28 protein-coding genes and 2 tRNA genes are annotated in these 24,598 nt (G+C 57.8%); 19 read left to right on the forward strand and 11 right to left on the reverse strand.

Annotation, left to right across the window (positions count from 1 at the left end; translation table 11 throughout):
• The first annotated feature begins 75 nt into the window (after positions 1-75).
• Positions 76-300 carry a DUF2594 family protein gene (locus tag MHZ89_RS03005; protein WP_033751095.1) on the forward strand — a complete coding sequence of 75 codons (225 nt, stop codon included), beginning with the start codon at positions 76-78 and terminating at the stop codon, positions 298-300.
• 35 nt (positions 301-335) lie between these two features.
• Here MHZ89_RS03005 and MHZ89_RS03010 read toward each other — a convergent pair whose 3' ends face one another.
• Both MHZ89_RS03010 and sdiA read right to left on the reverse strand, forming a co-directional pair.
• Positions 336-947 (reverse strand): autoinducer synthase, encoded by a 612-nt coding sequence (locus MHZ89_RS03010; RefSeq protein WP_311781792.1) that lies wholly within the window; start codon positions 945-947, stop codon positions 336-338.
• Positions 948-1,069: 122 nt separating this feature from the next.
• The gene (sdiA, locus tag MHZ89_RS03015; RefSeq protein ID WP_311781793.1) at positions 1,070-1,792 is read right to left on the reverse strand and encodes a transcriptional regulator SdiA; all 723 of its coding nucleotides are present in this window, start codon (positions 1,790-1,792) and stop codon (positions 1,070-1,072) included.
• Between the two features lie 554 nt (positions 1,793-2,346).
• On the opposite strand from sdiA, the gene MHZ89_RS03020 reads away from it, so the two are divergent.
• On the forward strand, positions 2,347-3,021 hold the full coding sequence (locus tag MHZ89_RS03020; RefSeq protein ID WP_311781794.1) for a DUF4396 domain-containing protein: 675 nt from the start codon (positions 2,347-2,349) through the stop codon (positions 3,019-3,021).
• Between the two features lies 1 nt (position 3,022).
• On the opposite strand, the gene MHZ89_RS03025 is transcribed toward MHZ89_RS03020, so the two are convergent.
• Positions 3,023-3,718 carry an extensin family protein gene (locus MHZ89_RS03025; protein ID WP_311781795.1) on the reverse strand — a complete coding sequence of 232 codons (696 nt, stop codon included), beginning with the start codon at positions 3,716-3,718 and terminating at the stop codon, positions 3,023-3,025.
• Positions 3,719-4,003: 285 nt separating this feature from the next.
• Here MHZ89_RS03025 and cycA point away from each other — a divergent pair, with 285 nt between their 5' ends.
• Positions 4,004-5,398, forward strand: a complete 1,395-nt coding sequence (gene cycA / locus MHZ89_RS03030; RefSeq protein ID WP_311781796.1) for a D-serine/D-alanine/glycine transporter — start codon at positions 4,004-4,006, stop codon at positions 5,396-5,398.
• A gap of 175 nt (positions 5,399-5,573) precedes the next feature.
• Here cycA and rutR read toward each other — a convergent pair whose 3' ends face one another.
• Complete coding sequence (gene rutR / locus MHZ89_RS03035; RefSeq protein WP_311781797.1) at positions 5,574-6,209, reverse strand: HTH-type transcriptional regulator RutR; 636 nt, start codon at positions 6,207-6,209, stop codon at positions 5,574-5,576.
• A 286-nt stretch (positions 6,210-6,495) separates the two neighbouring features.
• Here rutR and rutA point away from each other — a divergent pair, with 286 nt between their 5' ends.
• Genes rutA through rutG form a run of 6 tightly spaced genes read left to right on the forward strand, consistent with a single transcriptional unit; the run spans position 6,496 to position 11,409 of the window.
• On the forward strand, positions 6,496-7,584 hold the full coding sequence (gene rutA / locus MHZ89_RS03040) for a pyrimidine utilization protein A (protein WP_311781798.1): 1,089 nt from the start codon (positions 6,496-6,498) through the stop codon (positions 7,582-7,584).
• Positions 7,584-8,303, forward strand: coding sequence for a pyrimidine utilization protein B (gene rutB / locus MHZ89_RS03045; protein WP_311781799.1), 720 nt, complete (start codon positions 7,584-7,586; stop codon positions 8,301-8,303). The genes rutA and rutB overlap by 1 nt, the downstream gene beginning before the upstream one ends.
• A 4-nt stretch (positions 8,304-8,307) precedes the next feature.
• Positions 8,308-8,703: a pyrimidine utilization protein C gene (gene rutC / locus MHZ89_RS03050; protein WP_311781800.1), complete on the forward strand. Its 396-nt coding sequence runs from the start codon at positions 8,308-8,310 to the stop codon at positions 8,701-8,703.
• Positions 8,703-9,506 carry a pyrimidine utilization protein D gene (rutD, locus tag MHZ89_RS03055; RefSeq protein WP_311781801.1) on the forward strand — a complete coding sequence of 268 codons (804 nt, stop codon included), beginning with the start codon at positions 8,703-8,705 and terminating at the stop codon, positions 9,504-9,506. The genes rutC and rutD overlap by 1 nt, the downstream gene beginning before the upstream one ends.
• A 10-nt stretch (positions 9,507-9,516) precedes the next feature.
• Positions 9,517-10,041 carry an NADH-dependent FMN reductase RutF gene (gene rutF / locus MHZ89_RS03060; protein WP_311781802.1) on the forward strand — a complete coding sequence of 175 codons (525 nt, stop codon included), beginning with the start codon at positions 9,517-9,519 and terminating at the stop codon, positions 10,039-10,041.
• A 42-nt stretch (positions 10,042-10,083) separates the two neighbouring features.
• Complete coding sequence (gene rutG, locus MHZ89_RS03065; RefSeq protein ID WP_311781803.1) at positions 10,084-11,409, forward strand: pyrimidine utilization transport protein G; 1,326 nt, start codon at positions 10,084-10,086, stop codon at positions 11,407-11,409.
• On the opposite strand, the gene MHZ89_RS03070 is transcribed toward rutG, so the two are convergent.
• The gene (locus MHZ89_RS03070; RefSeq protein WP_311781804.1) at positions 11,410-12,318 is read right to left on the reverse strand and encodes a DMT family transporter; all 909 of its coding nucleotides are present in this window, start codon (positions 12,316-12,318) and stop codon (positions 11,410-11,412) included.
• 153 nt (positions 12,319-12,471) lie between these two features.
• Here MHZ89_RS03070 and wrbA point away from each other — a divergent pair, with 153 nt between their 5' ends.
• The 3 genes from wrbA to MHZ89_RS03085 are packed head-to-tail and all read left to right on the forward strand — an operon-like array spanning position 12,472 to position 14,746.
• Positions 12,472-13,071 carry an NAD(P)H:quinone oxidoreductase gene (gene wrbA / locus MHZ89_RS03075; RefSeq protein ID WP_311781805.1) on the forward strand — a complete coding sequence of 200 codons (600 nt, stop codon included), beginning with the start codon at positions 12,472-12,474 and terminating at the stop codon, positions 13,069-13,071.
• 19 nt (positions 13,072-13,090) lie between these two features.
• Complete coding sequence (locus tag MHZ89_RS03080) at positions 13,091-13,321, forward strand: YccJ family protein (RefSeq protein ID WP_311781806.1); 231 nt, start codon at positions 13,091-13,093, stop codon at positions 13,319-13,321.
• 51 nt (positions 13,322-13,372) lie between these two features.
• A complete protein-coding gene (locus MHZ89_RS03085; RefSeq protein WP_311781807.1) occupies positions 13,373-14,746 on the forward strand; it encodes an NAD-dependent succinate-semialdehyde dehydrogenase in 1,374 nt (457 codons plus the stop codon).
• Positions 14,747-14,801: 55 nt separating this feature from the next.
• Here the strand turns inward: MHZ89_RS03085 and agp are convergent, their stop codons facing one another.
• The 3 genes from agp to MHZ89_RS03100 form a co-directional block, all read right to left on the reverse strand.
• Positions 14,802-16,436 carry a bifunctional glucose-1-phosphatase/inositol phosphatase gene (gene agp / locus MHZ89_RS03090; RefSeq protein ID WP_311781808.1) on the reverse strand — a complete coding sequence of 545 codons (1,635 nt, stop codon included), beginning with the start codon at positions 16,434-16,436 and terminating at the stop codon, positions 14,802-14,804.
• Positions 16,437-16,674: 238 nt separating this feature from the next.
• Positions 16,675-16,762 (reverse strand) — tRNA-Ser (locus MHZ89_RS03095).
• A 68-nt stretch (positions 16,763-16,830) separates the two neighbouring features.
• Positions 16,831-16,918, reverse strand: a tRNA-Ser gene (locus tag MHZ89_RS03100).
• A 219-nt stretch (positions 16,919-17,137) separates the two neighbouring features.
• On the opposite strand from MHZ89_RS03100, the gene yccA reads away from it, so the two are divergent.
• Both yccA and tusE read left to right on the forward strand, forming a co-directional pair.
• Positions 17,138-17,794, forward strand: coding sequence for an FtsH protease modulator YccA (gene yccA / locus MHZ89_RS03105; protein ID WP_311781809.1), 657 nt, complete (start codon positions 17,138-17,140; stop codon positions 17,792-17,794).
• A 118-nt stretch (positions 17,795-17,912) separates the two neighbouring features.
• On the forward strand, positions 17,913-18,239 hold the full coding sequence (gene tusE, locus MHZ89_RS03110; protein ID WP_311781810.1) for a sulfurtransferase TusE: 327 nt from the start codon (positions 17,913-17,915) through the stop codon (positions 18,237-18,239).
• Here the strand turns inward: tusE and yccX are convergent, their stop codons facing one another.
• Positions 18,240-18,518 carry an acylphosphatase gene (gene yccX / locus MHZ89_RS03115; RefSeq protein ID WP_311781811.1) on the reverse strand — a complete coding sequence of 93 codons (279 nt, stop codon included), beginning with the start codon at positions 18,516-18,518 and terminating at the stop codon, positions 18,240-18,242.
• 85 nt (positions 18,519-18,603) lie between these two features.
• On the opposite strand from yccX, the gene rlmI reads away from it, so the two are divergent.
• Both rlmI and hspQ read left to right on the forward strand, forming a co-directional pair.
• The gene (gene rlmI / locus MHZ89_RS03120; RefSeq protein WP_311781812.1) at positions 18,604-19,794 is read left to right on the forward strand and encodes a 23S rRNA (cytosine(1962)-C(5))-methyltransferase RlmI; all 1,191 of its coding nucleotides are present in this window, start codon (positions 18,604-18,606) and stop codon (positions 19,792-19,794) included.
• 59 nt (positions 19,795-19,853) lie between these two features.
• Positions 19,854-20,171: a heat shock protein HspQ gene (gene hspQ, locus MHZ89_RS03125; protein WP_311781813.1), complete on the forward strand. Its 318-nt coding sequence runs from the start codon at positions 19,854-19,856 to the stop codon at positions 20,169-20,171.
• 33 nt (positions 20,172-20,204) lie between these two features.
• Here the strand turns inward: hspQ and MHZ89_RS03130 are convergent, their stop codons facing one another.
• Positions 20,205-20,627 (reverse strand): CoA-binding protein, encoded by a 423-nt coding sequence (locus MHZ89_RS03130; RefSeq protein WP_311781814.1) that lies wholly within the window; start codon positions 20,625-20,627, stop codon positions 20,205-20,207.
• 172 nt (positions 20,628-20,799) lie between these two features.
• Here MHZ89_RS03130 and MHZ89_RS03135 point away from each other — a divergent pair, with 172 nt between their 5' ends.
• Positions 20,800-21,441: a DUF2057 family protein gene (locus MHZ89_RS03135; RefSeq protein WP_311781815.1), complete on the forward strand. Its 642-nt coding sequence runs from the start codon at positions 20,800-20,802 to the stop codon at positions 21,439-21,441.
• Positions 21,442-21,509: 68 nt separating this feature from the next.
• Positions 21,510-21,968 carry a methylglyoxal synthase gene (gene mgsA / locus MHZ89_RS03140; RefSeq protein WP_311781816.1) on the forward strand — a complete coding sequence of 153 codons (459 nt, stop codon included), beginning with the start codon at positions 21,510-21,512 and terminating at the stop codon, positions 21,966-21,968.
• Here mgsA and helD read toward each other — a convergent pair whose 3' ends face one another.
• Positions 21,969-24,023 (reverse strand): DNA helicase IV, encoded by a 2,055-nt coding sequence (gene helD, locus MHZ89_RS03145; RefSeq protein ID WP_311781817.1) that lies wholly within the window; start codon positions 24,021-24,023, stop codon positions 21,969-21,971.
• Positions 24,024-24,147: 124 nt separating this feature from the next.
• Between helD and MHZ89_RS03150 the strand changes: the two genes are divergently transcribed.
• Positions 24,148-24,591: a YccF domain-containing protein gene (locus tag MHZ89_RS03150; protein ID WP_126688659.1), complete on the forward strand. Its 444-nt coding sequence runs from the start codon at positions 24,148-24,150 to the stop codon at positions 24,589-24,591.
• The last annotated feature ends 7 nt before the right edge of the window (positions 24,592-24,598 follow it).

The following is a 24,598-nucleotide window of genomic DNA, read 5'->3' on the forward strand; positions in this document are numbered from 1 at the left end:
AGCACGCTGTGATATACTCCTGGACGGCTGCGCGGAACATGCCGGCACGATCGATTAAACCCCAAGGAGAACACGATGAGCGATGAAGAATTTGTAACCTCGCACGACACGTTGAAGCTGGCCGATGAAGTAGCCTGTCTGAAAATGATGGTGACGCTGATTCTGAAAGGAATGGGCCAGGCGGATGCCGGTAAAGTGATTATTAATATGGAACGCTACGTGCAAACTCTGGGTGATAAGCCGCAGGCGGAAGTGTTCAGCAATACCATAAAACAGATTAAGACCGCGTATCGTCAGTGATGCGTTCGCCCCCGCGCCGAAGCGGGGGCGCGCTGTCAGGTGTGCGACTGCCAGTTGACGGAGACGCCGAGTGAGGGCAATACCTCTTCCGGGCTGAAGCGCCGCGTGCCGCGATACTTTTCCGCCAGCGCTGGCTGCACCACAGGGATACGAATGGCGAACAGATTGTCCTCCGACTGGATCAGACCGGGCGTCAGCGGCTCATAGGCGACCTGGTGCTCCTCAAACATCTTCTCCAGCATCGGCGTCGCCGAGCTAATCAAATACTCCATACCATTAAGTTCAGCGAGCTGTACGGCGTGCCATAGCAGGTTAAACGGCAGTTCCGCATCCAGTTCCAGCTTCGCCGAGAAGCGTGACATTTCCCACACTTTCTCATGGCTAAACGGCACCACCAGCCCTTCGCTCTGGGCCGGCTCATGCCAGGGCATCAGTCGCGCGCAGCCGCTGATGCCGTCACGGGCGTTCCAGGCCAGCAGCCAGGTCACGTCTGAACGATCAAACCGATCGTACTCCTGGCCCGGCGTACTGAGACGAGGCGGGATCGACCAGCCTTCTCCACGCGCAAATACGCTATAACGGTAGCTGCCTAGTTCGGCCAGCAGAGAGGACGGCATATCCTTTAACTGGGTTTGAATTATCTTCATCATGCGCCCCTGACATCCTCATGTTTGCATTGATTTACGCTACGCCAGCCTGGCAAAGTCCCGGCGCAGGGTAGACAACTGCTTCCGGCAACGTAACTACTAAATTTAGTAGTTGCCTTTTTCTATATCAGTCCAATTGCCGCCGCATAACAGGCAATTTGAGTTTTATTGGAAACATTAAATCGCTTTTGCATATTCTTTTGGTGAAAATTCACCGTGTGTTGCGAGATTGCTAAAATAAGCGAAATTTCAGCCGACGTTTTCCCTTCTGCGGTCCATTTCAAAATCTCTAACTCGCGCTGACTGAAATCATTTTTTAGCACCATCAGCGTATCATCTGAAAAACGCTGAAGTGAACGCAAACTCAGTTCCGCCAGAAAGTGCAGTTTCACTTCCAGCTCGACGTGTTGATGTTGCGTCCGGCTTGCCAGACGGGATGCTATAGATAATATACCAATGGCGCGATTTGACGCCATGGCGGAACAGGAAAAACCGCTGTTCAGGCCATGTTCCTGCGCCTCTTTCCACAAATCACCGGCGTCGGTGAACAGGTCGTGCGTCCACTCTAAACCCCGACCGGGCTGCTGGCATAGCATTAAAACTGGATCGACGGCGTAATAGTTTTTTTCCTCATAGCGTTTAATCCAGGCTTTCGGGTAAGTGCTATGTAAAAAAATACGCGGCCGGGTAAAAGGCACAGGATGCTGAATCAAAAAGGAATAGCTATCGAAGCCTAAAGACTCCACCTGAGTCTGAATGAGCGTCTTCAATTCTTCGGTTGAAGTGATGGCCTGAAATTCTTTTTCCGTCTCTCGGCGCCAGACGAAATAATTGTCGTTAGTCATATTGCCTCGGCGTTATCCTCACGCTGATGCGTCTGGTTATTGAGATTGTTCATTTTAAAAAAATAAATTTATAAGAGAAAAAAGTTTTATTGAGAAAAAAACAGGTATGGAAGTAAAAACCACGTTACGTCCGGTTGTGCGTGTTTTACTTAAAACGTGTTTCCTGCGCTTCACGAAAGGTGATCCTATTCACAGCATTATAGCCGCCGGAAAAACAGAATAAGATTTTTCTTAATGAGATTCAATCTGCCTGACGACAATAAATTCTCATACATTGACCATCATTCAGCATGGCTATTAAGTGAAATTAGTTTACTAACGTAATTTATTTGTAAACATAGAGTTAAGCTATTCTAAAGCCAAAAAGCGAGACGGGGTAGAAATCTGTGCGCTTTTTGCCGCTCGGTTGATAAGCCGATCGTTTCTATGTAGGACGATCGGAGCTACGCTTAACAGCGGACTCTTTGCATAACCTTTACGTACGGCCGGCAGGCGTCTGGCAGCCTTCAGCCGTTTTGACGGATGCGCTTTAACTTTTGCAGGTGGGACACACTATGTTGAATCAGCTGGCATTACCCTTCCTGGTATTAGGAGGCTGTACCGCTCTGATGATCCTGAAAGACATTTTCCGCCATCCTCACCCTGTCGGAATAATGAACATTATCTGGCCGCTGACCGGTCTCTACATGCCCTTCATCGGCTGGCTGGCATGGTGGTATCTTGGCCGGAAACCCTCTCGTCAGCTTAAACTTGCGTTATTAGTGCCGCAAAAAATTCATCATTATGCGAGCTGGCCAACCATATTTATTTCGACTTCCCTTTCCGCTGCGGCCTGCATCTTTAGCGAACTGATGACACTTCCGATTATCACTTTGCTAAATCATTATCATTTCGCTACGCCGCTCTGGATGCAGGCAATTATTTGTCTTGCTATTTCTCTGATAAGCGGCCTTTTTTTACAATTTCTGGCGATTAAGCAGCGCGAGGTGCTTTCAGTGTGGCGCGCCCTGCTGTTAGCCTTTCGTACCGAGGCTTTTCCGCTGCTGGTTTATCAGGCGGGCATTTTCCTCTTTATGAGTCTGGCCCTGAAATTTGTGCTTAATCAGCAAATCGATCCTCTGCTGACAGCTTTCTGGTTTATGTTGCAGCTCGCTACGCTGACCGGATTTATATTTTCCTGGCCTGCCAATCATTTCCTGATTAAACGCGGCTTAAACCCGGCGGTCTAATTTACCGGCAGTATCCCGTTCCGCGCATGCCAAAATGAAAATGGCCGGCATGCGCGGCGTTATAATCCGGTCCCAGCACGTTGCCAAAATTATTACAGCCCTCCTGCCAGAAAAGATGCAGCAGAGCGGATTTATTCTCAGGCTGCGTCCAGTTTTTTCCTACCTCGACGCGTTCTCCATTGGCAAACTGAAAGCCGGTGACGTCCCAGGCGTCAGCGGTCGCATGTTCGCTTAACCGCCCCTCTTTACGGTGGTAAACGTTGCGGCAGGCATAGCTGCCGACATGGCTGATGCGCACCAGCGGCGAGGCGGATGCGTGCGCCAGACGCTGCTGGCTTTGCAGAATATACATGGTGCTGGCGACGGCCATCGGGCAGCTGGCGAGAAAGCTGCTGCTTAAGCTGACCCTGCCGAAACGCTGAATGCGCAGCGGATTTTGCAGCGGGCATGCGCCCGTCACGTCAGGACGCACGCTAAAGGTCACGCTTCCCGCCTGTTCAGCGCGTCGCATAACGTCAAGACATGCCTCAGGATTGCTCGCCAGCCGCTTGAGTTTATATCGCGTCATCCAGCCCGGCGGATCGGTGACCGCCAGCGGCGTAAAGGGATTGAACTGGGGCGGTAAATGCTGCTTCAGCCATGGCAGACTCCACCATCCGACGGCTATCAGCACCAGCAACAAAACGATTGCGCGCATTCTCCCTCTCGCAGCAGCTTGATTTAGAGAACAAAAGTGTAGAAGCTACGCGCCGGTTTAGCGCTGGCAATGGCGCTTTTCGTTTAAAACAGCAGCGTTGTGCCGCAAGTTTGTGCCGCGTAAAGATTTACTGACATGTTACTAAGACGTAAAGGTCGCATTTGTAACAAAAACAATTAGCGAGCTTTTATCTTATTCCTCTATCTTATGCCAACTTGCCCTGCGGCAAGGAACCACAAACAGCCAGCAGAGCTGACACAACATCCAGACAGGAATAACGATTTTATGGTTGATCAAACAAAAGATACCGTTGCTGAGCAGGAGAACCCTGACAAGCTACGGCGCAATCTGCATAACCGTCACATCCAGCTTATCGCCATCGGCGGCGCTATCGGTACCGGATTGTTTATGGGCTCCGGCAAAACCATCAGTCTGGCGGGCCCGTCAATCATTTTCGTGTATATGATTATCGGCTTTATGCTGTTTTTCGTGATGCGCGCCATGGGAGAGCTGCTGCTCTCTAATCTGGAGTATAAATCTTTCAGCGATTTCGCCGCCGATCTGCTTGGCCCCTGGGCAGGCTACTTTACCGGCTGGACCTACTGGTTCTGCTGGGTCGTCACCGGCATTGCCGACGTGGTGGCGATATCCGCCTATTTCCAGCTCTGGTTCCCTGGCTTTTCCGTGTGGATGAGCGCTCTGCTGTGCGTCTTCGTTTTCCTCGCGCTTAATATCGCCACGGTGAAGATGTTCGGCGAGATGGAGTTCTGGTTCGCCATTATCAAGATCGTCGCCATTGTGGCGCTGATCGTAACCGGCATCGTGCTGGTTACCCTTCACTATCCTTCGCCGGGCGGCGGCACCGCCTCTCTGAGCAATATCTGGGATCACGGCGGCCTGTTCCCGAAAGGACTTAGCGGCTTTTTCGCCGGTTTCCAGATTGCGGTCTTCGCCTTCGTCGGCATTGAGCTGGTCGGTACGGCGGCGGCGGAGACGCACGATCCGCATAAGGTACTGCCGCGCGCCATTAACGCTATTCCGCTGCGCGTAATTATGTTTTATGTGCTGGCGCTGATGGTGATCATGGCGGTTACGCCCTGGACACAGATGCTGGCGGATCGCAGTCCCTTTGTTGAGATGTTTGTGCTGATCGGGCTGCCTGCGGCGGCCAGCATCGTTAACTTTGTGGTGCTGACCTCGGCGGCCTCGTCTGCCAACAGCGGCATCTTCTCTACCAGCCGTATGCTCTACGGCCTGTCGCAGCAGGGCGTGGCGCATCGCGCTTTTGGTCAGCTTTCTGCGCGCGCGGTACCGACTGCCGGTCTGTTTTTCTCCTGTTTCTGTCTGCTGGCAGGCGTCGCGCTGATCTACCTGATCCCGGACGTGATGACGGTTTTCACTATGGTTACCACGGTTTCGGCGATCCTGTTTATGTTCGTCTGGACCATTATTCTCTGCAGCTATCTGGCCTACCGTAAAAAGTACCCGGAGCGCCATGCGGCGTCAGGCTTTAAGATGCCGCTGGGCAAGGTGATGTGCTGGGTGGTGATGGCATTCTTTGTGTTCGTGCTGGTGCTGCTGACGCTGGAAGATGATACCCGTCAGGCGCTGATGGTCACGCCGCTGTGGTTTGTGATGCTTACCATGGGCTGGCTGCTGCGCCGTCGCGCCGCCCGTTAAAAGTGAACGGCCCCGGTCGCCTGACCGGGACCGGTAAAGGTATCGTTCTCCCCTTCCCCCATGCGTAAATCCGCAATAGAAATTTGCCCCTGCTGTTCGCGCACAGGGGTTACTCCGTGGCAAAAACATGTCGCCAGCCGGACGCAGAGGCGGGAATAAGGTTAAACGAGAAACATCAGCGCACGCGGATCCCTTCGATGATCATGCGCTGCACGTTTTCGACCGTTTCATCGAAAAACTGCGGATCGCGCAGCGTCTGACCGGTAATCGCCTCGACCTGACTGGCGAAATCCGCATAGTGCTGCGTCGTGGCCCACAGCATAAAAAAGAGGTGCTGCGGCTGAACCCCAGCCAGACGACCTTCGTTAATCCAGCGCTCTACGATCGCCGCTTTATCATCCACCAGCTGTTTAAGATCGCCCGCCAGTTCGCCTTTTAGCAGCGGCGCGCCCTGCAACATCTCCAGGCAGAACAGGCGCGACGCCTGCGGATGGTCGCGCGATACCTCAAGCTTGAGGCGAATATAGCGGCGAATGGCGCTGAGCGGATCCATATCGTGCTGCAGCGCGCGCAGCGGCGCCAGCCAGACGTCGAGGATCTCTTTCAGCACCGCGACGTAGAGCGTTTCTTTCGAGGGATAATAGTAGAGCAGATTGGTTTTTGAGACGTCGGCACGCTCGGCAACCTGATCCAGACGCGTGCCATGAATACCAAACTGAGAGAAAAGCGCCAGCGCGGCATCCAGAATGGCGGCGCGTTTCGCAGCGGTGGCGCGCGAACGTCGCGTCGGTTTTTTTTCATCGGATTTCACAGCGTTACCTCATTCCTTAAGCGTAGAGGCATGATAGCAAAGCCGTTCCGGCCTGCCCAATTCAGCGACTGCACCTTTTTTGCCCAGCGTGCCTGCAAAACGTGCAGTGCTTTTTGACCATCTGGTCCATCTTTTTTCCCCCTTCTTGATTAACTCTTTGTTAAAGAAAACTTTTATTTTTGTGGCACAACCTTTGCAAATTTGTCAGCAAGCGCCGCCATCAGGGATGAAGCAGGATGCCGCGCAGCGCAACAAACCGTTTAACTACCGGCAAAGAGGGTTTGATATGAAGATTGGCGTTTTCATTCCGATTGGTAACAACGGCTGGCTGATTTCCACCCACGCCCCGCAGTACAAACCGACCTTCGAACTGAACAAGGCGATCGTACAAAAGGCGGAGCGCTACCACTTCGACTTTGCGCTTTCGATGATCAAGCTGCGCGGCTTCGGCGGCAAAACCGAGTTCTGGGATCACAACCTTGAATCTTTCACCCTGATGGCTGGCCTGGCCGCCGTCACGTCGCGTATTGAAATCTATGCAACCGCCGCCACGCTGACGCTGCCGCCCGCCATCGTGGCGCGCATGGCGTCAACCATCGACTCGATCTCCGGCGGCCGCTTCGGGGTCAACCTGGTGACCGGCTGGCAGAAACCGGAATATGAACAGATGGGCCTCTGGCCGGGCGATGACTACTTTAGCCGCCGCTACGACTACCTGACCGAATATGTCACCGTGTTACGCGATCTCTGGGGCAGCGGCCAGTCCGATTTCAAAGGCGAGTTCTTCACCATGAACGACTGCCGCGTCAGTCCGCAGCCGCAGAAACCGATGAAGGTGATCTGCGCGGGTCAAAGCGACGCGGGCATGGCGTTTTCTGCGCAGCATGCCGACTACAACTTCTGCTTCGGCAAGGGCGTCAATACGCCAGCCGCCTTTGCCCCAACCGCCGCGCGAATGAAGCAGGCGGCGGACAAGGCGGGTCGCGACGTCGGCTCCTACGTGCTGTTTATGATTATCGCCGCCGAGAGCGACGAGGCGGCGCGCGCAAAATGGGAGCATTACAAAGCTGGTGCCGACGACGAAGCGCTCGCCTGGCTGACCACGCAAAGCCAGCAGGATAAGCGCTCCGGCAGCGACACCAACGTGCGGCAAATGGCCGATCCTACCTCCGCCGTCAATATCAATATGGGCACGCTGGTCGGCTCCTACGCCAGCGTGGCGCGCATGCTGGATGAGGTGGCACAGGTTGAAGGCGCGCAGGGCGTGCTGCTCACCTTTGATGACTTCCTGCAGGGGATTGAGGATTTCGGCCAGCATATTCAGCCGCTGATGCAGTGCCGCAGCCAGATTAACGACAACAGAGAGGTCGCCTGATGAGTACCGTTTACTGCGCCCATACCCAGACCTTGCCGCAGGTTGAACTGCCCGCTCGCCCGGAAGCGATCGCCTTTCCGCCCGCGCAAAGCGCGCTGGTCGTGGTGGATATGCAAAACGCCTACGCCACGCCTGGCGGCTATCTCGACCTGGCGGGTTTCGACGTCTCCGCCACCGCGCCGGTTACAGAAAAGATCGCGCAGGCCGTTGCCGCCGCGCGCGCGGCAGGCGTGCAGATTATCTGGTTCCAGAACGGCTGGGACCCGCACTATATCGAGGCGGGTGACGCCGGTTCGCCCAACTTTCATAAATCCAACGCGCTGAAAACCATGCGTAAACGGCCTGAGCTACAGGGCACGCTGCTGGCGAAGGGCAGCTGGGATTATGCGCTGGTGGATGCGCTACAGCCGCAGCCGGGCGACATTGTGCTGCCGAAACCGCGTTACAGCGGCTTTTTCAATACGCCGCTCGACAGCATCCTGCGCAGCCGCGGCATTCGTCATCTGATTTTTACCGGCATCGCGACCAATGTCTGCGTGGAGTCGACGCTGCGCGACGGTTTTTTCCTTGAATATTTCGGCGTGGTGCTGGAAGACGCGACTTACCAGGCGGGCCCGCCCTTCGCCCAGCAGGCGGCGATTTTCAATATCGAAACCTTTTTTGGCTGGGTCACCAGCGTAGACGCCTTCTGCGAAAGCCTGCAGGGCCATAAGGAGTAACGCGATGCCGAAATCTGTCATTATTCCGCCGGGTACCGCCGCGTCGATCGCCCCTTTTGTCCCGGGCACGCTGGCTGACGGCGTGGTGTATGTCTCCGGTACCCTGCCGTTCGACAAAGAGAACAACGTTGTCCATATCGGCGACGCCGCCGCGCAGACGCGTCACGTACTGGAAACGATTAAAAACGTAATAGAAACCGCGGGCGGCACGCTTGAGGATGTCACCTTCAACTCTATTTTTCTCACCGACTGGCGTGACTACGCCGCTATTAATCAGGTTTATGCCGACTATTTCGCTGGCGACAAACCCGCACGCTTCTGCATCCAGTGCGGCCTGGTAAAACCCGATGCGCTGGTAGAGATCGCCAGCGTAGCGCATATCGGTCAGCGGGAGGCGTGATGCATCTGGAGATAGTAGGACGTCAGGACTCAGCGGCACCGACGCTGGTGCTCGCATCGGGCTTAGGCGGCGTAGCGGGTTTCTGGCAGCCGCAGCTGGCGGCGCTGAGCGCGCGCTATCGCGTAGTGCTCTACGACCAGCGCGGCACCGGGCGCAGCGCAGAGGCGCTGCCGCTCGACTACTCCATGGCGATGATGGCGACCGAGCTGGCGGCGGCGCTGGCGCGGCGCGGCATTGCGCGCTTTGGCGTGATTGGTCATGCGCTGGGCGGTCTGGTGGGCCTGCAGCTGGCGCTGGATTACCCGGAGCAGGTGGAGCGCGTGGCGGTGATCAACGGCTGGCTACGGCTGCATCCCCATACGCGGCGCTGCTTTCAGGTGCGGCAGGATCTGCTGCTCAAGGTTGGCGTTGAGGCCTTTGCGCGCGCGCAGCCGCTGTTTCTCTATCCGGCGGAGTGGATGGCGCAGCATCAGCAGCGTCTCGCCGAGGAGGAGGCGGCGCATATTACCCATTTTCAGGGACGCGACAACCTGCTGCGTCGTCTGGAAGCCCTGATGGGTGCCGACTTCACGCCGCTGGCCGCGCGCATCCGGCAGCCGGTGCTGGCGATCTGCAGTCAGGATGACATGCTGGTGCCCTGGAGCTGCAGCACGCAGCTGGCCGATGCGCTGCCTAACGCGCAGCAGATTACGATGGCCTGGGGCGGGCATGCGATGAGCGTGACCGATGCAGAAGGCTTTAATACGCTGCTGCTGCAGTGGCTTAACCAGAGCGAGGCCGCGCCGTCGCGCGCCGCCAGCTGAGGAGACGTTAATGAGCACCCTTTCTCTTATGCCAGACGCCGTTGCGGTAGAAAAACAGGCGTTTCGCGACGCGATGGCGCGCCTTGGCGCCGCCGTCAATATCATCACCACCGATGGCCCGGCCGGTCGCGCTGGATTCACCGCTTCGGCAGTATGCAGCGTGACCGATACGCCACCGACGCTGCTGGTCTGTCTCAATCGTTCGGCCTCGGTATGGTCGGTGTTCGACGCCAACCGCCAGCTTTGCGTCAATACCCTGGCGGCGGGTCAGGAGGCGCTTTCCAGCCTGTTTGGCGGTAAAACGCCCGTGGCGGAGCGCTTTCAGGCGGCGCAGTGGCGTGACGGCGTGACCGGCTCGCCGATGCTCGAAGGCGCGCTGATCTCTTTCGACTGTCGCATCAGTGAAATTACCCGCGTCGGCACGCATGACGTACTGTTTTGCGAGGTGCTGGCGCTAAGTCGCAGCGACGAAGCGCATGGGCTGGCCTGGTTCGATCGCGGCTACTGTCCGCTGCTGCGGCAGGATGCCCGCTAATCCGCCTTGCGCGGCACAATCCCTCACTTTCTGGAGATAACGATGGCAAGCTCCTGGTTTCCTCAATGGCGTAAAAAGACGGCGCTAACGGACGGCGGGCTTATCGCCCCGGATGAGACGCTGCCGTTTGGACAAACGGTCATCCTCGGGCTGCAGCATGCGGTAGCGATGTTCGGCGCGACCGTACTGATGCCGCTGCTGATGGGCCTCGATCCCAATCTGTCGATTCTGGTGTCAGGCATCGGCACGCTGCTCTTTTTTGTGGTAACCGGCGGACGCGTGCCCAGCTACCTCGGCTCCAGCGCGGCCTTTGTCGGCGTGGTGATCGCCGTGACCGGCTTTAATGGTCAGGGACTCAATCCGCATCTCAGCGTCGCGCTCGGCGGAATTATCGCCTGTGGGGCGCTCTACACGCTTATCGGTCTGGTGGTGATGAAAGTCGGCACGCGCTGGATTGAGCGCCTGATGCCGCCTGTGGTCACCGGCGCTGTGGTGATGGCGATTGGGCTTAACCTCGCGCCCATCGCGGTACACAGCGTGGCGGCATCGGGCTTTGAGAGCTGGATGGCGGTGATGACGGTGCTCGCTATCGGGCTGGTGGCGGTTTTTACGCATGGCATGGTGCAGCGTCTGCTGATCCTGGTGGGGTTAATCGTCGCCTGGGCGCTTTACGCGCTGCTGACCAACGTGCTGGGGTTCGGCAAGCCGGTCGATTTTAGCGGCGTCGCGCAGGCGGCCTGGTTCGGCATGCCGCACACCACCGCGCCTGGTTTTGATATCCAGGCGATGGTAATGATTGCGCCGGTGGCGATTATTCTGGTTGCGGAGAATCTTGGCCATCTGAAGGCCGTCGCGGGCATGACCGGCCGCAATCTCGATCCCTGGATGGGCCGCGCTTTTGTCGGCGATGGTCTGGCGACGCTTATCTCCGGCTCCATCGGCGGCAGCGGCGTCACGACCTATGCGGAAAATATCGGCGTTATGGCGGTCACCAAAGTCTATTCAACGCTGGCGTTCGTCGCGGCGGCGGTGATCGCCCTGATACTCGGCTTTTCGCCGAAGTTCGGCGCGCTGATCCACGCCATTCCCGCGCCGGTTATCGGCGGCGCCTCGATTGTGGTTTTCGGCCTGATAGCGGTTGCGGGTGCGCGGATCTGGGTGCAGAACCATGTGGATTTCAGCCAGAACGGCAATCTGATTATGGTCGCCACGACGCTGGTGCTGGGCGCAGGCGATTTCTCGCTGAAGATCGGTGGCTTTACCCTGGGCGGCATCGGCACCGCCACCTTTGGCGCTATCCTGCTCAACGCCATCCTGCGCCGTCGCGGCGCGGCCCTGACGGAGCGCCCGGCGCGACAGCAGGGATAATTATTTCAGCGGCGCGGCGGGCGCCGCTTTTTTTCGTTTCAGCTTCAGCTCGCTGACGATAACGCCGCAGACGATCAGCGCGCCGCCAAGGATCGCGGCCGCCGGCAGCCTCTCCCCCGCGATGCGCCCTACCACGCCCGCCCAGACCGGCTCGCCAGCATATATCACGGTGGCGCGCGTCGGCGACACGCTGCGCTGCGCCCAGTTCATCGTCACCTGTATCAGCGCGCTGGCCGCGCCGAGGCCCAGCGCGCTCAGCAGCAGGGTCGGACTGAGTGCCGGAAGCGACTCGCCGTTCGGCACCATCAGCGCGAAGGCAGACAGCGAGGCGACCGCAAGCTGAATCAGCGTGACGCGACGCACATCGACCTGCCCGGCAAAGCGGCTTATCAGAATAATTTCGGCGGCAATCGCCAGCGTGCTGAGTAAGGTAGCGATTTCGCCCTGGTTAAGGCTGATACGGCCATCCTGCGGGCCAGCCACCAGCAGCAGCCCGAGAAAGGCCAGAAGAATGCCGCACCACGCCATTAATCCCGGCGGACGCCGCAGAAACAGCCACTGCAACAGCGGCACGACCGGCACATAGAGCGCGGTCAAAAAGGCGGACTGGCTGCTGGAGATGGTCTGCATGCCCCAGGTTTGCAGGCCGTAACCGCCCGCAATCGACAGGCCGATTAGCGCGCCAGCGACCAGCTCTTGCCGCGTGGTGCCCGCCAGCGTGCGACGAAACAGAAAGCCGAGAATGAGCGCGGCGGTGGCAAAGCGCAGACCGACGAAAAAGAACGGCCCTGACCAGGCCATTGCGCGATGCACCACCAGAAAGGTGCCGCCCCAGATCATGGTAATAAAAATCAGCACCAGCTCTTCGCGCGTAACGCGCAGGGCCAGAGTGCGGGAAACGTCCGACATATCTCACCTTCAGCGATTCAACGGGCGCCATTGTGCGCAGGTCGAGACGGGAATGCAATGCATCAGAAAAACCGCAAATTTTGCGATCTCGCCGCAGGGCTGGAAAGCTCTTCTATACTTCTGCTTAGGTTTTCACATCCTATGGAGAGCGCAATGGCCAGAATTCTGGTGCTTTATTACTCAATGTATGGACATATCGAAACCATGGCGAACGCGGTTGCGGAAGGCGCGCGCCGCGTTCCGGGCGTTGACGTCGATATCCGGCGCGTGCCGGAAACCATGGATGCGGAGCGTTTCGCCCAGGTCGGCGGAAAAACCGATCAGGCAGCGCCGGAAGCGACGCCTGAAATATTGCCGCAGTATGACGCCATTCTGATCGGCACGCCGACGCGCTTCGGCAATATGTCCGGACAGATGCGCACCTTCTGGGATCGCACCGGCGGCTTATGGGCTTCCGGCGCGCTGTACGGCAAGGTCGCCAGCGTCTTCACATCAACCGGAACCGGCGGCGGCCAGGAGCAGACCATTACCTCGGTCTGGACCACGCTGGCGCACCACGGCATGGTCATTGTTCCGATTGGTTACGGTACGAAAGAGCTATTCGATATCTCGCAGGTTCGCGGCGGCACCCCCTACGGTGCCACCACCCTGGCGGGAGGCGACGGCTCGCGCCAGCCCACGGAAGAGGAACTGAACATCGCCCGCTATCAGGGCGAGCACGTTGCCGGGCTGACGGTAAAACTCAAAGGGTAAGTTCACTCAGGAGAAGATTATGTCAAACGATCAAGCGAAAGCACACCACGTTGGCGAATGGGCCACGCTGCGTCACACCTCCCCGGAAATCGCGGAAGCCATTTTCGAAGTGGCCAACTATGACGAAAGGCTGGCAGAAGAGATCTGGCGTCAGCAAGGCAATGATGACGTGCTGTTTCGCGCCTTTGACAAGACGGACGCCGACGTCCTGACATGGGACGACACGCCGGTAGAGCGTAAAAATATCTGATTGCGAGGCGGGATTTCCCGCCTCACCTTTTTTACTGACCAAGGAGAATCTATGTCTTCCTATCAGAGCATTAACCCCGCGAATAATCAGCTGCTGAAAAGCTGGCCGTCTCACGACGCCGCAGCGGTAAGCCAGGCGCTGGAGACCGCCGATCGTCTGTTCCACTCTTCATGGAGCAAAGGCGATATGCAGCCGCGTCTGCAGGTGCTGGCGAAGCTGGCCGATCTGATTGAAAGCCGGGTTGACGAGCTGGCCGCTATCGCCAGCAAGGAGATGGGCAAGCTGATTGGTCAGAGCCGTGGGGAAGTGAAGATTTGCGCGCAGATCGCGCGTTATTACGCTGAACACGCGGCGGAGATTCTGAAACCGCAGCCCTACCCCAGCGAGCTGGGCGAGGCCTGGGTAGAGTATCATCCGATTGGCGTACTGGTCGCCGTCGAGCCGTGGAATTTCCCTTACTATCAGCTGATGCGCGTGCTGGCGCCTAATCTTGCGCTGGGCAATCCGGTGTTGGCGAAACACGCGAATATCGTGCCCCACTGCGCCGACGTGTTTGACAAGCTGGTTAAAGAGGCGGGCGCGCCGGAAGGTGCCTGGACGAACCTGTTTATCGACAGCGACCAGGTGGCAGATCTGATCGCCGACGACCGCGTGCAGGGCGTCGCGCTGACGGGTTCAGAACGCGCCGGCAGCGCCGTGGCGCAGCAGGCGGGTAAATATCTCAAGAAATCGACGCTGGAACTGGGCGGCAACGACGTCTTTGTAGTACTTGACGACGCCGATATCGACGAGGCGGTGCGTCAGGGTGCGCAGGCTCGTCTCAGCAACTGCGGCCAGGTCTGTACCGCCGCCAAGCGTTTTATTCTGCATGAAAAGATTGCCAGCGCCTTTATTGATAAATTCAGCGCAGCGCTGAAAGCGGCGCGCATGGGCGATCCGCTGGACGAACAGACCACGCTCGGCCCGCTCTCCTCAAAAGATGCGCGCGATCGCCTGACGAAACAGGTCGATGAAGCGGTGCAGAACGGCGCGACGCTGCTGATCGGCGGCAAAGCGGTCGAGGGCGTTGGCTGTTACTTCCAGCCCACTATCCTGACCGATATCAGGCCGGACAATCCCGCTTACTATCAGGAGTTCTTTGGGCCAGTGGCGCAGATTTACGTGGTGGGCGACGATAACGCCGCCGTTGCGCTGGCTAACGACTCCCATTACGGGCTGGGCGGCTCTGTCTGGACGCGCGACACCGCGCGCGGCCGTCGCGTCGCCTCGGCGATTGAGACCGGAATGGTGTTTATTAACTCACAGAGCGATACCGCGGCCGAACTGCCGTTTGGTGGCGTTAAGCGTTCCGGCTATGGCCGCGAGCTGTCAGATCTCGGCATTAAAGAGTTCGCTAACCAGAAGCTGGTGGTGATCGCAGGTTAATCTGCTTCGCCCATAAAAAAACCCCGCCGCGGCGGGGTTTTTCACATCTGCAGGTTTACTGCGTGACGGTCTGTTTCGCGTCGCTGTTCTGAGCGGACTCAACGGGCTTTTGAGCAGGCGCGTCGGCGGGCTTATCGGTGCCCGCCTTGTCTGCCGCCGCTTTATCGGCTGCGACTTTCTCGGCGGCTGCTTTTTGCGCTGCGGCGCGCTCCGCCTTCGCTTTCTCTTCAGCGGCTTTCGCCTTCTCTTCTGCGGCTTTCGCTTCAGCGGCTTTCTGCGCGGCAGCTTTTTCCGCTGCGGCCTTCTCTGCTGCGGCCTTTTCCGCTGCGGCTTTGTCTGCGGCAGCTTTATCAGCAGCAGGCTTGCTCTCCGCCGGCTTGTCGGCGTCGCTATTGCCTGCGGCTGCAGCGGCTGGCTGCGGCTGCGCAGCTGGCTCCATCGGCGTACCCTGCAGCGCGCCGTTCAGCGCCTGAGTAAACTGCTCCCAGCTACAGTAGCCGTTGCCGTCCGTCGGGCAGCCTTCCAGCTGCAGCGTTACGCGCTTCGGCGGGTTTTTCAGGCTCAGCATCTCGCCGTCGCGCAGCTGATCGGCGGTCTGATAGACATACTCCAGCTTCAGCAGATCTTTGTTGTTTTTCGCATCGTGCCAGCGTTCAAACACGACCTGGCCGCCGATTGGCGTATTTTCCCAGGTGCCCGGCAGTTCATAAGGCTTGACCTGCAGCGCGCTCAGCAGCGAGGCGATATTGGAGTCGTGTCCCACCATCAGGGTGATTTTCGGCGCGTTGGCTTTGTCCTGATCCACCAGCTGGCTGCGGATGTAATCTACCAGCGGCGCGGCGACTTCGCGCGCGACGTCCGGACTGGTGAACAGGGCATCCTGATAGCCATTTTTAATGGCAGAGAGGGATTTCCACTGCTCTGGCGTCTTGATCTGGCCCCAGGCGATCTGCTCAAGCGGGAAGCCTTCATAATATTGCAGCGTAAAGGCGTCCATTAAGGCGTTGCCCACTTTCAGCGGGCCGCTTACGTTCGGTTCTTTGCCGTTTTCCGCGCTGAACACGTTATCGCCGCTGCTCAGATCGCACTGTTTTTTGTTGTTGCAGGCTGGCGCGGATTTGTAATCGACGATTTTATCCAGCTGCTGCAGCGCGGGCTTCAGCGCCAGCTTCTCATTTTCCGCCGTCATCGCCGCCAGCGCCTTTTTGTTAAAGGCTTCGCTGTCGTCGGTAATCACCGGATTGAACACCGGATCCATCGTGCCCATCGCATCCTGGTGGGTCACGGCAATATCACAGCCCGGAAAAGCGCCGTTGACAAAGAACTGAGCCGTCGCGACGGTGCGCTGCAGGCTGTTGGCATAGACGAAAACGTTGCTGCTGTCGGGGCAGCTGCCGTTTTGCACCAGGCCCTGCTGCGCCAGCCACTGGCGCGTGTAGTTGCCCATATAGACTTCCAGCACGCCGCCCTTGGTGGTGAGTTGTCCGCCAGGAACGCTCCACTGCGGCCAGCTTTTCTTCGTCGACTGTTCCAGCACGCTGCCGTTATCGGCCAGCGGCGCGCGCAGGTTGTGACGGCTAAACATCAGTACCTGTTGCAGCTGCATGTCGCCATCAGCGGCCTGTGCCGCCATGCCGATCGGCAGTGCGGCAAGCACCGACAGTGCGCAAAGACTCAGTTTCTTGATCATTGTGCCTATTCCATTTGTTCAGTAGAGAAACACTCTGGCTATCAACCAATTAGCTCTGTTCAGAGCATAGCGACCCACAGTGTAACCTAACCAGGCCGCGAAAAGCGCCCGATGTTTGCAAAAACCGTGTGTGGACTATAGCAGAGTTGACCAAAAGCGGCCTGAGAAGAGCGGAACGCGTAAAAAGCGAAGGGGCAGAAATGCGAAAGGCCAGCACATTGTGCTGGCCTTTCTGGTGTGGCGGAGGAAGAGAGATTCGAACTCTCGGATGGTTTCCCATCGGCGGTTTTCAAGACCGCTGCCTTAAGCCACTCGGCCATCCCTCCGGATTGATGCTTTACGCATCGGCAAAACGACAATAATCGCATCGCCTGTTCCTGACTGAGCAGGAAAGTGGCGGAGGAGGAGAGATTCGAACTCTCGGATGGTTTCCCATCGGCGGTTTTCAAGACCGCTGCCTTAAGCCGCTCGGCCACCCCTCCGCAATGAGGCGCACTATAAACATCCCCCCGAAGGATGTAAAGCCTGTGCGAATTCATTCGCCTGAAAAACAGCCAAAACGGCGTTATTCGTTGGCGAAATCGCCATTCCGGTCAGAGAAACAGCGATTTATCGCGTAAAGAAGGGTAAAACGCCTTTCCCGTTTTGGGGCCGCTGCGTATTCTCAGCGCAAACGTCGTGTTCTGATAAAGGAGCGCATTATGGACAGACTTATTACTTCGTCCTCACGGACATCTCTGCTTAGTACCCATAAGGTGCTGCGCAATACCTATTTTCTGCTCGGCCTGACGCTGGCGTTTTCCGCCGTGACCGCCACCGCCAGCACCGTACTGGGCCTGCCCGGTCCGGGTCTGATTTTAATGCTGGTCGGTTTCTACGGCCTGATGTTCCTTACCCACAAGCTGGCTGACAGCCCGATGGGCATCCTGGCAGCCTTCGCTTTCACCGGCTTTCTCGGCTACTGCCTTGGCCCGATCCTGAGCACATTTTTAGCCGCAGGCATGGCTGACGTGATTGCGCTGGCGTTAGGCGGCACCGCGCTGGTTTTCTTCTGCTGCTCGGCCTATGTGCTGACCACGCGCCGCGAGATGTCCTTCCTCGGCGGTATGATGATGGCGGGCTTTGTCGTGCTGCTGGTGGCGGTTATCGCTAACCTGTTCCTGCAGCTGCCTGCACTGCACATGGCGCTTAGCGCGCTGTTTATTCTCTTTTCAGCCGGCGCGATCCTGTGGGAAACCAGCAATATCATTCATGGCGGCGAAACCAACTATATTCGCGCCACCGTCAGCCTTTACGTCTCGCTCTACAATATCTTTGTCAGCCTGCTGAGCCTGTTGGGCTTTGCGCGCAACGATTAATGACGCGCTGAGCCGCAAATAGCCTGACTGGTATCCCTACCCCGCTTCGGCGGGGTTTTGCTTTTTCTGGCGGCGCAATTTGCTAGAATGCCGCCGTATCAGGCAGTAAGGAGCAGATGTGGAATTTAACGGTAAAACTATCGACGTTGACGGCGAAGGCTATTTAAAAAATCGCGATGACTGGAGCGAGGCCCTTGCTGAGCAGATCGCCCAACATGAGGGCATCGCGCTGAGCGACGCGCACTGGGAAGTGGTGCGTTTCGTACGCGCCTTCTATCTGGAGTACAACACCTCGCCCGCTATTCGCATGCTGGTAAAAGCGATGGCGCAAAAGTATGGCGAAGAGAAAGGCAACAGCCGCTATCTCTTTCGTCTCTTTCCGGACGGCCCGGCGAAACAGGCGACTAAAATCGCCGGCCTGCCTAAACCGGCGAAGTGCCTCTGATCAACCGGTCGTAAAACGGCGCGGCGGCTCCGCAGGCTGATGCGGCTCCATCAGGACGCGATCGACGCGGGCGCCGCGCGGCCCGCCCGCTTTCAGCCACGCGATAAGCGCGTCGACCTTTTCCGGCTCGCCCCAGGCCAGCACCTCGACGCTGCCGTCATCAAGGTTACGAGCGTAACCCAGCACGCCAAGCTGCGACGCCTGCGCCTGGGTGCTGTAGCGAAATCCCACACCCTGCACCCTGCCATGCACCCAGATTTTATAACAGGCTGTTGTCATCACTCTCTCCTGCCGCTGTGCGTTGCAATTTCCCGTTATCCGCCGGACAATGGCGCCTCATTTTTTCAGGTAAGCATAGCAAACTATGACCGTTCGATTGATTCTCACTAAGGGACGTGAAAAATCCCTGCTCCGCCGCCATCCGTGGGTGTTTTCCGGTGCCGTCGCGCGCCTTGAAGGTAAAGCGCAACTGGGGGAAACCCTTGACGTCTGTGACCATAACGGCAAATTCCTTGCGCGCGCGGCGTATTCGCCGCAGTCGCAAATTCGCGCCCGCGTCTGGAGCTGGCAACAGGATGAATCGATTGATATCGCCTTCTTCGTGCGCCGTTTCGAACAGGCGCGGCAGTGGCGCGACTGGCTGGCGCAGAAAGACGGGCTAGACAGCTACCGTCTGATTGCCGGCGAGTCTGACGGTTTGCCTGGCGTCACTATCGATCGCTTCGGCAACTTCCTGGTGCTGCAGCTGCTCTCAGCAGGCGCGGAATATCAGCGTCCCGCGATTCTCTCCGCGCTGCAGCACTGCTTTCCGCAATGCGCTATCTATGACCGTTCCGATGTGGCGGTGCGTAAAAAAGAGGGGCTGGAGCTGACGCAGGGCCCGGTCACCGGTGAAATCCCGCCGCCCCTGCTGCCGATTACCGAACACGGCATGAAGCTACTGGTCGATATTCAGGGCGGGCATAAAACCGGCTACTACCTCGATCAGCGCGACAGCCGCCTGGCAACGCGTCGCTATGCGCAGGATGCGCGCGTGCTCAACTGCTTCTCCTATACCGGCGGGTTTGCCGTCTCGGCGCTGATGGGCGGCTGTCGCGAAGTGATCAGCGTGGATACATCGCAGGAAGCGCTCGACGTGGCGCGCCAGAATGTGGAACTTAACGAGCTGGATGTCTCGCGCGCGCATTTCCTGCGCGATGATGTGTTCAAGCTGCTGCGCCGCTACCGCGACGCCGGTGAGAAGTTCGATCTGATCGTGATGGATCCGCCAAAATTCGTCGAAAACAAAAATCAGCTGGCGGGCGCCTGCCGCGGTTATAAAGATATCAATATGCTGGCGATGCAGCTGCTTAACCCCGGCGGCATTCTGATGACCTTCTCCTGTTCTGGCCTGATGGCGACCGAACTGTTCCAGAAAATCGTGGCCGACGCCGCGCTGGACGCGGGTCGCGAAGCGCAGTTTATCGAGCAGTTCCGCCAGGCGGCCGATCACCCGGTTATCGCCAGCTATCCTGAGGGTCTCTACCTGAAAGGTTTTGCATGTCGTGTGGTGTGACTTGAAAAAGCGCCTTCTGACGCCATATTGATCAGGAGGCAGTTTTTCTGGAGGTCACTATGATTGCCACTAAATTTGGTATTGGTCAGCAGGTTCGGCATCGTCTTTCAGGCGTGCTGGGCGTAATAGTGGATGTCGATCCTGAATATTCACTGGATACGCCGAAGCTGGATGAGGTTGGAGCGGCTGAAACGCTGCGCCGCGCGCCCTGGTATCATGTGGTGATGGAAGATGAAGAAGGCGATCAGGTGCATACCTATATCGCAGAGATTCAGCTTTCCGGCGAAACCAGTTCAGAGCATCCGGAACAGCCGGAGATGGACGAACTGGCCGCATCGATCCGCCAGCAGCTGCAGGCGCCGCGCCTGCGGCATTAATCACAGGCGGCAATAAGAGGCCGCCTGTGAATTCTATTGCTTCTGTCGCGTTACGCCCAGCCGCGGAATCTCTATTTTAGGACAGCGATCCATAATAACGGTCAGACCAGCATCCTGCGCCAGCACGGCGGCCTGTTCGTTGATCACGCCCTGCTGCAGCCAGAGCGTATCTGCGCCCGCAGCGATCGCTTCCTGCGCCACGCCCCACGCCGCTTCTGAATTGCGAAACACATCCACCATGTCGATTTTGCCCGGCACCTCTTCCAGCTTCGCGTAAGCTTTCTGCCCCAGCAGCGTTTGACCGGCAAGTTTCGGACTGACCGGAATGACCTCGTAGCCCTGATCCAGCAGATATTTCATCACGCCGTAGCTCGGCCGGTCTGGACGATCGCTGGCGCCGACCAGTGCAATGCGTTGAGTGCGCGTCAGCACGTCACGAATAGTTTGATCGTTCATCTTTTTCTCCTCATTTCAGAGCATTAAATGTAGTGGCGACTTTTCCTGCCGCTTCTCTCCAGAGAGCAATATTTTGCACTGGCGCACAAAAACATATGTTCAAATGTAAATTTACTGCCATAATGTAAGAATTTGCTACACACAAAACTTTGCGCCCTATTCTGGAGTCTACATGAAACTCTCTCTGGTCGTGACGGGGTTGACTGTTCTCCTCGTCTCGGCAACCTGCCAGGCCATCACGCTGAAGCTTGATCCGCAGATTGACCTGCTGGTACTGGACGGGCGCAAAATTTCCGGCTCGCTGCTGAAAGGCGCCGATAGCCTTGAGCTGGAGCGCGGCCAGCATCAGTTTCTGTTCCGGGTTGAGCAGCTGCGCGACGCCCATAAAGATGCGTCGCTGCGCTATCAGTCAGCGCCAATGATCGTAACTTTCAACGCGCAGGTGAAAACCATCACTATCCGTCTGCCTGCGCTGGAGACTCGCCGCGAGCGCCACCATTTCGATCGCACGCTCAATTTCCAGCTGGTAGATGAACATGGACAGGCGATTGATATCAGGCGCGATCGCCTGCCGCTTTCCGATGAAAGCGATATGGAAAAGGCGATGAAACTTTACAACCGCAACGGCCAGGTCGCCTCTGTCCCTCAGTTCGCTGCCGTCCGCGACGGCGCGTCAGCCACCCCACCCGTCGAGGCTGAATTCGTCTGGGTTGATGAAGCGCAGTCGCCGACCATTAAAGAGTGGTTTCATCGCTTCGATCAAGCCACCCGTCAGCAATTTATGTCGCTGGTCAAATTGTTAAGGACAAGTTGATAGGCGGGAAAGGCGCAGGGTAAACTCGTGCCTCTCTTCTCGGCACGCGATTTTACCAGGACGCCTTTATGGAACAGACCATTCGTACGCTTGGCCCCAGCAAACATATCGCGCTCGTTGCGCACGATCACTGCAAGGCTTCACTGCTTGACTGGGTGAAACAAAACCAGCCCACGCTTGAATCTCATATCCTTTACGCCACCGGCACCACCGGCAATCTGATTAATCGCCATACCGGATTAAACGTTAACGCGATGCTGAGCGGCCCGATGGGCGGCGATCAGCAGGTCGGCGCGCTGATTGCGGAAGGGAAAATCGATGTGCTGATCTTCTTCTGGGATCCGCTGAATGCGGTGCCGCATGACCCCGATGTCAAAGCGCTGCTGCGTCTCGCGACCGTCTGGAATATCCCTGTCGCTACTAACCTCGCGACGGCCAATTTTATTATTCAGTCGCCGCTGTTTGCGCAGCCGGTAGAGATTGCTATCCCAGATTATGAGCGCTACCTGCAGGCGCGCCTTAACTGATCAGGCTTTACGCAGCAGCGGCACGCCGAGCTGACGAAACTGCTCGACAAAGCGTGACGGCTGCTCGCGATCGTAGAGCAACCATACCTGCTGACGCGCACGCGTTAACGCCACATAAGCCAGACGCCGCTCCTCCGCATCCGGGAAATCTTCCGGCTGCGGCAATAATGCCTGCTCTATTACCGATTCACGCGCCGCGGCGGGAAAGCCCTCTTTTCCCGCCTGTAGACCCAGCAGGATAACAAAATCGGCCTGCTGTCCTTTACTGGCGTGGATAGTCATAAAGTCGAGGTTGAGCTTCGGCCAGCGGGTTTTGGCTTTATCCAGCACCTCCGGGCGCAGATGGTGATAACGTGCCAGCAGCAGCACGCGTTCATCAGGCTTAGCGTAACCGCTCAGCTTGTTCAGCAGCGGCTCCAGCTGCTCCTGCGGCAACAGGCCTGTCGCCTTTTTAGTGCCCTTCGTCAGGCTGTTAAGCGGCTTACGCAACTGATGCGGATTCTGCTGGACGAACCGGTTCGCGATATCGCCGATGCGATCGTTGAAGCGATAGGTGGTATCCAGCACGCAGCGATCTCCCTCGCCGAAATAGTGATGAAAGGCGGTGGTCAGCGTCATCTCCGCGCCGGTGAAGCGATAGATTGCCTGCCAGTCATCACCCACGGCGAACAAGGTGGTGCGCTTGTTCTGCTGGCGCAGCGCCGCAAGCAGAGCGGCACGCTGCGGTGAGATATCCTGAAATTCATCCACCAGGATATGCTTCCACGGGCTGATAAAACGCCCTTTATTCAGGATGGCGATCGCCTGATGGATCAGCCCGGAAAAATCTACCGCGCCCTCCTCTTTCAGCGCGCTCTTCCAGGCTTTCAACAGCGGTGCCATCAGCTTCACTCGCTTGCTGAACAGTTCGCGTACCTCTTCCGGCGCCTCGGCGATCATTGCCGCCTGCGCGCCGCCGTGCATCCGCATCAGCCCCAGCCAGCGTTCAAGACGCGACGCCAGCCGTTTCGCCAGCCTGTCGTCCTGCCAGAAATGGCCTTCGGGCAGCTCCCACTCCAGCTCGTCGCGTAGCCATTGCCGCCAGCCGTTCGCCTGCGCTTTTTTCTCGTCGCACTGCTGACGCCAGATGTCGATAAGCAGCGCATGACGCGCCGCAGTATCGCTTTCCAGCTTGCTGATTGTCGGCTGCTTATTGCTGCCTTCGCGGATAATATGCAGCGCCAGCGCGTGGAAGGTACGCGCCTGAATGTCGGCGACGCCCAGCCGCGACCGGATGCGGTCGTTCATCTCTTCCGCCGCCTGACGGCCAAACGCCAGCAGCAAAATCTGATCGGGCGCGGCCAGTTTGCGCCGCAGCAGCCAGCCCGCCCGCGCCACCAGCACCGACGTTTTGCCGCTGCCTGCGCCCGCCAGCACCAGCACCGCGTCTTCGCCGTTAACCACGGCTTCGCTCTGCGACGCGTTGAGCGGCGACGTTTCCACCGTGGCGAAAAAGTCGTGATGTTCTCGCAACATGCGCGCCGTCCAGTCGCGGTTGCGCTGACGCAGCGCCGTTTCGCCCTGCTCAAGCCAGCGCTGGCAATCAAGGTAGAGCGTGCGGCAGTCGCTAAACTCCTCCAGGCGCGCCAGCGGCAGCGGCAGCGCGGTGAACTGTTTTTCGATGGTGGCGCGCAGCGCTTGTAGCTCGCCGCGTTTGAGCCAGCGATCCTGCTCGCCGAAGCGGTCGATCTCCTGCTTTAGCTCGCTTAACACTGCGGCGCAAATAGCGCTCATCTCGGCGCTCCACGTCTGCCAGGCCTGGAGCAGATAGTGATAAAAGCGCTGCGTCTCCTGCCATTCGGTGCCGTGCAGCCGCACAACTTTGTCGTCAGGCAGTAAAAACTCCAGTTCGCCCCAGACCATGCCGCGCTTGCAGCTGATATTCAGCAGTTCGTTAAAAGGGATCAGGTATTCGTGCCGGTCGCCGCTTACTTCCACCCCAGCCGCCAGCAGGCGAACCCGGTTATAGGGATGCTGGGCAAGCCGTTTGCCCATCGATGTCGCTTTGAGTTCCATGTCCACACCGTCGAACCTGAAAAAAGAATATCGGGAGTTTACCTGTCAGACTCTTGGCGCTCCAGCCTTAAAACAGGCTAAACTTGGCGACACATCTTGCGGAAAGCAAAAGGAAAAGAACGCCATGCGCACAGTGTTGAACATTCTTAATTTTATTCTCGGCGGGTTTATCACCACCCTTTGCTGGCTGTTCGCCACGCTGGTGAGTATCGTCCTGATCTTTACCCTTCCGCTGACGCGCTCCTGCTGGGAAATCACCAAACTCTCCTTGGTGCCTTACGGCAACGAGGCGGTGCATGTGGACGTGCTGCGCCCGGAGAGTAAAAGCGCGCTGCTCAATACCGGCGGCACCTTTCTCAATATTTTCTGGCTGATCTTTTTCGGCTGGTGGCTCTGTCTGACGCATATCTCTACCGGCATCGTCCAGTGCATCAGCATCATCGGCATTCCGGTGGGGCTTGCTAATTTCAAGATCGCCGCCATTGCACTCTGGCCGGTCGGCCGCCGCGTGGTATCGGTGGAAGAAGCCCGCGCCGCGCGCGAAGCCAGCGCCCGTCGTCGCTACTGAGGCCGCA

Origin of the sequence: Pantoea sp. ACRSB, from assembly GCF_022346905.1 — a bacterium.
Classification (GTDB): domain Bacteria; phylum Pseudomonadota; class Gammaproteobacteria; order Enterobacterales; family Enterobacteriaceae; genus Pantoea; species Pantoea piersonii.